Origin of the sequence: Flavobacterium sp. (assembly GCF_046155325.1) — a bacterium.
Taxonomy (GTDB): domain Bacteria; phylum Bacteroidota; class Bacteroidia; order Flavobacteriales; family Flavobacteriaceae; genus Flavobacterium.
The window spans coordinates 1-5,430 of record NZ_JBJXDQ010000183.1 but is presented as its reverse complement, the minus strand read 5'-3'; the positions used below and the strand labels follow the sequence as shown (position 1 = coordinate 5,430).

8 protein-coding genes and 1 pseudogene are annotated in these 5,430 nt (G+C 32.7%); 2 read left to right on the top strand and 7 right to left on the bottom strand.

Annotation, left to right across the window (positions count from 1 at the left end):
• The 3 genes and pseudogenes from ACKVOD_RS12375 to ACKVOD_RS12365 all read right to left on the bottom strand — a co-directional run.
• A pseudogene (locus ACKVOD_RS12375) lies at nucleotides 1-122 on the bottom strand (N-acetylmuramic acid 6-phosphate etherase); the annotation flags it as partial.
• A gap of 69 nt (nucleotides 123-191) precedes the next feature.
• The gene (locus ACKVOD_RS12370) at nucleotides 192-860 is read right to left on the bottom strand and encodes a ZIP family metal transporter (RefSeq protein WP_409209778.1); all 669 of its coding nucleotides are present in this window, start codon (nucleotides 858-860) and stop codon (nucleotides 192-194) included.
• Nucleotides 861-937: 77 nt separating this feature from the next.
• Nucleotides 938-1,702 carry a class I SAM-dependent methyltransferase gene (locus ACKVOD_RS12365; protein WP_409209777.1) on the bottom strand — a complete coding sequence of 255 codons (765 nt, stop codon included), beginning with the start codon at nucleotides 1,700-1,702 and terminating at the stop codon, nucleotides 938-940.
• A 68-nt stretch (nucleotides 1,703-1,770) separates the two neighbouring features.
• Between ACKVOD_RS12365 and ACKVOD_RS12360 the strand changes: the two genes are divergently transcribed.
• On the top strand, nucleotides 1,771-2,958 hold the full coding sequence (locus tag ACKVOD_RS12360) for a class I SAM-dependent RNA methyltransferase (RefSeq protein WP_409209776.1): 1,188 nt from the start codon (nucleotides 1,771-1,773) through the stop codon (nucleotides 2,956-2,958).
• A 124-nt stretch (nucleotides 2,959-3,082) separates the two neighbouring features.
• Nucleotides 3,083-3,319 carry a hypothetical protein gene (locus tag ACKVOD_RS12355; RefSeq protein WP_409209775.1) on the top strand — a complete coding sequence of 79 codons (237 nt, stop codon included), beginning with the start codon at nucleotides 3,083-3,085 and terminating at the stop codon, nucleotides 3,317-3,319.
• A gap of 320 nt (nucleotides 3,320-3,639) precedes the next feature.
• On the opposite strand, the gene ACKVOD_RS12350 is transcribed toward ACKVOD_RS12355, so the two are convergent.
• The 4 genes from ACKVOD_RS12350 to ACKVOD_RS12335 are packed head-to-tail and all read right to left on the bottom strand — an operon-like array spanning nucleotide 3,640 to nucleotide 5,430.
• Nucleotides 3,640-4,368, bottom strand: coding sequence for a DUF6048 family protein (locus tag ACKVOD_RS12350; protein ID WP_409209774.1), 729 nt, complete (start codon nucleotides 4,366-4,368; stop codon nucleotides 3,640-3,642).
• A complete protein-coding gene (locus ACKVOD_RS12345; RefSeq protein WP_409209773.1) occupies nucleotides 4,340-4,819 on the bottom strand; it encodes a DUF6452 family protein in 480 nt (159 codons plus the stop codon). The genes ACKVOD_RS12350 and ACKVOD_RS12345 overlap by 29 nt, the downstream gene beginning before the upstream one ends.
• Nucleotides 4,820-4,868: 49 nt before the next feature.
• Nucleotides 4,869-5,174 carry a helix-turn-helix domain-containing protein gene (locus ACKVOD_RS12340; RefSeq protein ID WP_409209772.1) on the bottom strand — a complete coding sequence of 102 codons (306 nt, stop codon included), beginning with the start codon at nucleotides 5,172-5,174 and terminating at the stop codon, nucleotides 4,869-4,871.
• Nucleotides 5,158-5,430, bottom strand: coding sequence for a type II toxin-antitoxin system RelE/ParE family toxin (locus tag ACKVOD_RS12335; protein ID WP_409209771.1), 273 nt, complete (start codon nucleotides 5,428-5,430; stop codon nucleotides 5,158-5,160). The genes ACKVOD_RS12340 and ACKVOD_RS12335 overlap by 17 nt, the downstream gene beginning before the upstream one ends.

Sequence of the window (5,430 nt, the reverse complement as noted above, 5' to 3'; positions counted from 1 at the left end):
TTTTCTACGGCAAAAGGAACGGTTTTATCTTCCTGATTGATGTTAGACAACAAATCTTCAACCGACATTTTTTCTAAATGTTCGTATTTCGAAGATTGTTCGGTGGTTTTTGTGAAAGTCATTTTTTATTTTAAAAATTGTAAAGATTCAAAGTTACAAAATTAGTGTTATTATGTATATTGCTATTCGTATTAAATAAAATACGCCATACCAATCCCCAAAATTATCATCGACACTTTGGCAATATTGAACTTATGTCCTTCGCTACTTTCGAAAATTATAGTGGACGAAATATGGAATAATATTCCGATTACGACGGCAGTGATTTCGGTGTAATAATTATTTAATATTGGTAAATAGTCTGATAATACAGTTCCTAATGGGGTCATAATGGCAAAAGTTACCATGAAGATAAAAATGGCTTTTTTGTTTAGACTTGCATTTATAAAAAATGCAGTAAGTATGATAGCAATAGGTAAATGATGTATAGCAATTCCTAACGCTAAATTGTGATGATGGCTCACCGGAAAACCTTCCATAAAGGCATGAATACAAAGGCTGATGAAAAGCAACCAAGGCATTTGATGCATTTTTTCGTGACCGTGAACGTGACCGTGTTCTGCACCTTTGGAGAAAAATTCTAATATAATTTGGAATAAAATCCCTAACATGATAAAAAGTCCAATGTTGTGATTTTTGCTTTCGTATATTTCTGGTAACAAATGCATTACGGTTAATGACAATAAAAAAGAACCGCTAAACGCCAATAATAATTTGAGGTTTGTTATGTTTTTTGGTTTCAAAAACAATGCAATTCCGTAACCTAGTAATACTGAAAGTAAGGGTAGAATGTAATTCATATTTATGTGTTTATTCGATCAGTTGTTTATTTGGTAATTTATCAAAATAGTCAAATAAACTGATAACCGAAACTACGTTATTTAAATATCATAATGAGTCGTTCACTATCAGTTCTATGAAATTTCTTTAGCTTATAATCTCCAAAAATATCCAATAAAAAAATCCCAGCTTCTTCCATTAATTTTTCAAAATCTTGAAGCGTTAATGCTTTTACTTTTTCGGTGAAATGAAACTTCTCGCCTTGATCTTCAAAGTCAATTTCTTTATAAATATGTCCATCACTTACATATCTTTTGATATGAAAATCAATGTTCTCGACTGTTTTTAGTTCTTCAGGGACTAAATTAGCAATAACCTGATTGACATTCATAAAATCAATCACAGCAAAACCATATTCGGTTAGGCTTTCTTTCATCGCCTTCAAAGTGGTCAGATTGTCTTCATCATTTTCGAAATAACCAAAACTGGTAAACAAATTAAAGATAGCGTCAAACTTATCTTCAAAAACTTCTCGCATATCATGCACCTGAAAATGAAGCGTTTCGTTATTATTTTTATTGGCTTCGTTAATGCTGTTTTCGGACAAATCCGCACCCACAACATCGTAACCCAATTGATTTAAATAAATAGAATGACGGCCTTTTCCACATGCTAAGTCTAACACTTTTGCCTTTTCTGGTAGGTTAAGATAGTGGGTCAAATTATCCATAAAAACTTGAGCTTCTCTATAATTTCGTTCTTTATAGAGAATGTGATAATAGGGAGTGTCAAACCAAGAAGCAAACCAATTGTTAGTTGATGGCTTGTCGTTATTGATTGATGGTTGTTGGAAATTCGGCATTTATTCTTTTCTATTAATTCAATTCCTGCAAATTTAGTGTATTTTTGCACCGAATACTTGATTTTACAATGGAAAATAATTTTAGAATGATTGCCAAAACCTTTTTTGGTTTTGAAGAAATACTGTCAAATGAGTTGAAAATGCTTGGCGCACAAGATGTAGAGCAAGGTGTGAGAATGGTAAGTTTCAAAGGAGATAAAGGATTTATGTACAAGGCAAACTTGTCATTAAGAACAGCTTTAAAAATTCTTAAACCTATATATTTCTTTAAAGCAAGAAACGAACAAGATTTATACAAAGGCATAACTGGTGTCAACTGGTCGAAATTACTGCAAGCCAACCAGACTTTTGTTATTGATGCAACGGTGCATTCGGAGTATTTTAATCATTCGGAATTTGTTTCCCAAAAATGCAAGGATGCCATTGTAGACCAATTTCGAGAAAGAACAGGACAACGACCAAGTATTGAGAAAATTCATCCCGATTTAAGAATAAATATTCATATTGATAAAGACCAAGTTTCGGTTGCGCTAGATACTTCTGGAAATTCGTTGCACCAACGTGGTTATAGAACAGCGACTAATATTGCTCCTATAAACGAAGTATTGGCCGCAGGAATTTTATTGCTTTCGGGTTGGGACGGTCAAGGTGATTTTTTGGATCCCATGTGTGGATCCGGAACTTTTCTAGCCGAAGCTGCAATGATTGCATGCAATATTCCAGCAAATATTAATCGAAAAGAATTTGCTTTCGAAAAATGGAACGATTGGGATAATGATTTGTTCGATTCGATTATGGATTCCTTGATGAAAAAAGTTAGAGAATTTCATCATACTATAAAAGGCTTTGACAAAGCGCCAAGTGCGGTTCAAAAAGCCAAAGACAATATCAAAAACGCCAATCTTGACGAATATATAACTATAGAAGAACGTAACTTTTTTGATACCGAAAAAACATCTGAAGGGAAACTTCACATGGTTTTTAATCCGCCTTATGATGAGCGATTGGACATTCACATGGAAGAATTCTACAAGAATATTGGCGATACCTTGAAGAAGAATTACCCAGGAACAAACGCTTGGTTTATCACAGGAAATCTCGAAGCTTTAAAGTTTGTTGGACTAAAACCTTCACGAAAAATCAAACTTTTCAACGCCAGTATCGAAGCAAGATTGGTAAAATACGAAATGTATGAAGGAAGTAAACGAACGAAATTTGCTACGCCTGTTCGCCTTGATGGCTCGGGTCAGATATAAGTCCGCAGGTTTCAGATAGCAGGTTTCAGATTACAGGTTTCTGTTCCGAGGCATTGGGAGCAGGTTACAGATTGAAGAAAGTGACTTAGAGGCCATGACAGCATAAATTAAATATATTAAAATAATGACAAAAAATCAAACCAAAGCATTCTTCTACCAGCTAGCTTCTTTTGCAATTTTATTTATTCCTCTTAGGTTATTGTTGGGTGCTTTTACACCTATAACTGGCTATTGGATTCCTGTAGTAGCTTTAATAATAGCAACCGTTTTTGCTCCTAAATTTCAGGCAGTAAAAACCAAAGATGGCGAAAAATTGTTTATCAAAATTGTGTTTGTTAAGGGAGTAATGGAGATTTCTTAAAATGACAATCCGTTACTTTTACCAAAATAAAAATGGGACACAGATTTTAAACTGACATAAATAGAATTAATATTTAAAGTTCTACTTGATTTTGTATGAGAATTAAAACATTTAAAGGAAGATTTAAACCATTAAGAGAAATAAGGTAATTAAGTTTTGGAGTTAACTTACTATTAATTAACTTCCTTAATGGTTCTAAAAATGAATTTTCAGAACATTTTGGAAGAACCTTATTTATTAATCAGCGAAAATCCGTTTAATCTGTGTCATCCGTGTGCCATTTTTAATAGTTAGTCCGCTAAGCGGAAAGTTTTTATATCTTAATTACTCTTAGGTTTCTCTTTCTTCTTATAAATAGGAATAAAATAAGAAACTGTATAGTTGAAGCCTACTCCAAAATCACCATCATAAGTTCGGTTAAAACCAGGTATATAGAGGTTATCAAAGCTAGCAGGTTTACTATTTGATATCAATCGATTCAATCGAAGGCTAAAACCCAAATAGACGTTATTAATCACTTTTGCCTTTATTCCAGCAACAACCTCAATCCAACTGGCTGATAATCCGTTGAATTTTTCACCCGATACCAAAACAGGAATTTCGCCAAAATAAGGATTGGCATTGTATGTTTTATAGGTGTTTAATTCTTGACTAAAAGTACTCACGCCATAACGTAACCCTATTGAAATAATATTTTCCATATTCAGCCAATTCTTGTATCCATTATAATCAAATCCTACTTTTATATAGGATCCTTTTGTAGTAAAATTTAAACGGGGATCATCAGTTGTTTTATTTTCATTTCCGATTTCGGCTGCTAGATAATGTTTTTTTGTGAGTCGATAATCGCCCACAAATTCAATTCCTTTATAATCATTGTCATACAAAGAACGCGTAAGTTTGAATAAATCAACGCCAACACGCAGTCCGAAACGGTTTACCTTTGGTGCAATACTATCTTTTTTTGGGTTTTCAACCTCTTGAGCTTGAACCAAAAAGAGAGACATCAGAAGGCTTAAACTAAAAATATATTTTAACATGAGTCTCATTTTCGTTATCAATATTATTTTCGGTGATAATAATTTGTTTCATCCAAAGCCCATCAGCAAGGGTTGCATCGGTATGGGTGAAAGGATTTATTGGGTCTAAAGTAAAAATGGTTTTGTAACCACAAGCTCTAGAAACATATACATTCTCATGCGTGTAATCAAATCTAATAATATCGTCGTTCAATAATGAGGGAGTACCTGAATTTAAAATAAACCGATAACTTGTTGTGTTTTCGGTAGTTTTTAAAGGTATTGAAATTGTGCTTTTAGTATTACTGCTTATTAAAGCTTCAGTCATTCCCACTCCTATTACATCTAAATCAGTAACGGTTTTTAAAACCGAAGGATTATTTATATCATAAAATTCAATTACAAGTCGAGGTGTTGTAGAAGTATTAGCATCACAAATATCATCTTTCTCACAGCCTGAAAAAGAGAACAATACTATCATTAAAAGGAAAGTTATTTTTTTCAAAAATCTAAACATATCGATTTACTATTTACAACTTGATTGATAATTCCAAATGTCCACCCAAACCAAGTTCAACAATTTTTTGGAGTGTTGAAAATCTTGCTTCTTTTACATTGTTTTCAATTTTAGAAATATACGATTTTGTTGTTCCTGTTTTTTCTGCAAGTTGTTCCTGCGTCAACCCTTTTTCAAGTCGTGCATCATGAATCATTGCTCCAATTTTGAAGTTTTCATAACCAGCATCAAGAACGTCACGTTTTGCTGTCCCCGTTTTCCCATAATGTTGATTCTTGAATTGATCAAGTGTTCTGATAGTATTATTTTTCGCTTTCATACTCATTTTTTATTTTTATTTCTTTTTTCGGTGTCTTTTGTGTTTTCTTCTGAAATCCGTTTACCAAGATTATTAATTGGCCTTGATCGAAAAAACAAAAAATTCTAAAAATATCACTTCCTTGTTGAACTCTAATTTCATAAATTCCGTTAGCATTATCAATATACTTAAGATACGTTTCTGGAACTCTTTCTAATTCTTCTAATAATTCTAATGTCCAAACAATTTTATCTTTAACTTTTTCACGTTGCTTTAT

Excerpts from the sequence above, each read along its gene's own strand:
- ACKVOD_RS12365 (WP_409209777.1), bottom strand. The coding sequence starts at position 1,702 with ATGCCGAATTTCCAACAACCATCAATCAATAACGACAAGCCATCAACT.
- ACKVOD_RS12345 (WP_409209773.1), bottom strand. The coding sequence starts at position 4,819 with ATGATAGTATTGTTCTCTTTTTCAGGCTGTGAGAAAGATGATATTTGT.
- ACKVOD_RS12350 (WP_409209774.1), bottom strand. The coding sequence starts at position 4,368 with ATGAGACTCATGTTAAAATATATTTTTAGTTTAAGCCTTCTGATGTCT.
- ACKVOD_RS12370 (WP_409209778.1), bottom strand. The coding sequence starts at position 860 with ATGAATTACATTCTACCCTTACTTTCAGTATTACTAGGTTACGGAATT.
- ACKVOD_RS12340 (WP_409209772.1), bottom strand. The coding sequence starts at position 5,174 with ATGAAAGCGAAAAATAATACTATCAGAACACTTGATCAATTCAAGAAT.
- ACKVOD_RS12360 (WP_409209776.1), top strand. The coding sequence starts at position 1,771 with ATGGAAAATAATTTTAGAATGATTGCCAAAACCTTTTTTGGTTTTGAA.
- ACKVOD_RS12355 (WP_409209775.1), top strand. The coding sequence starts at position 3,083 with ATGACAAAAAATCAAACCAAAGCATTCTTCTACCAGCTAGCTTCTTTT.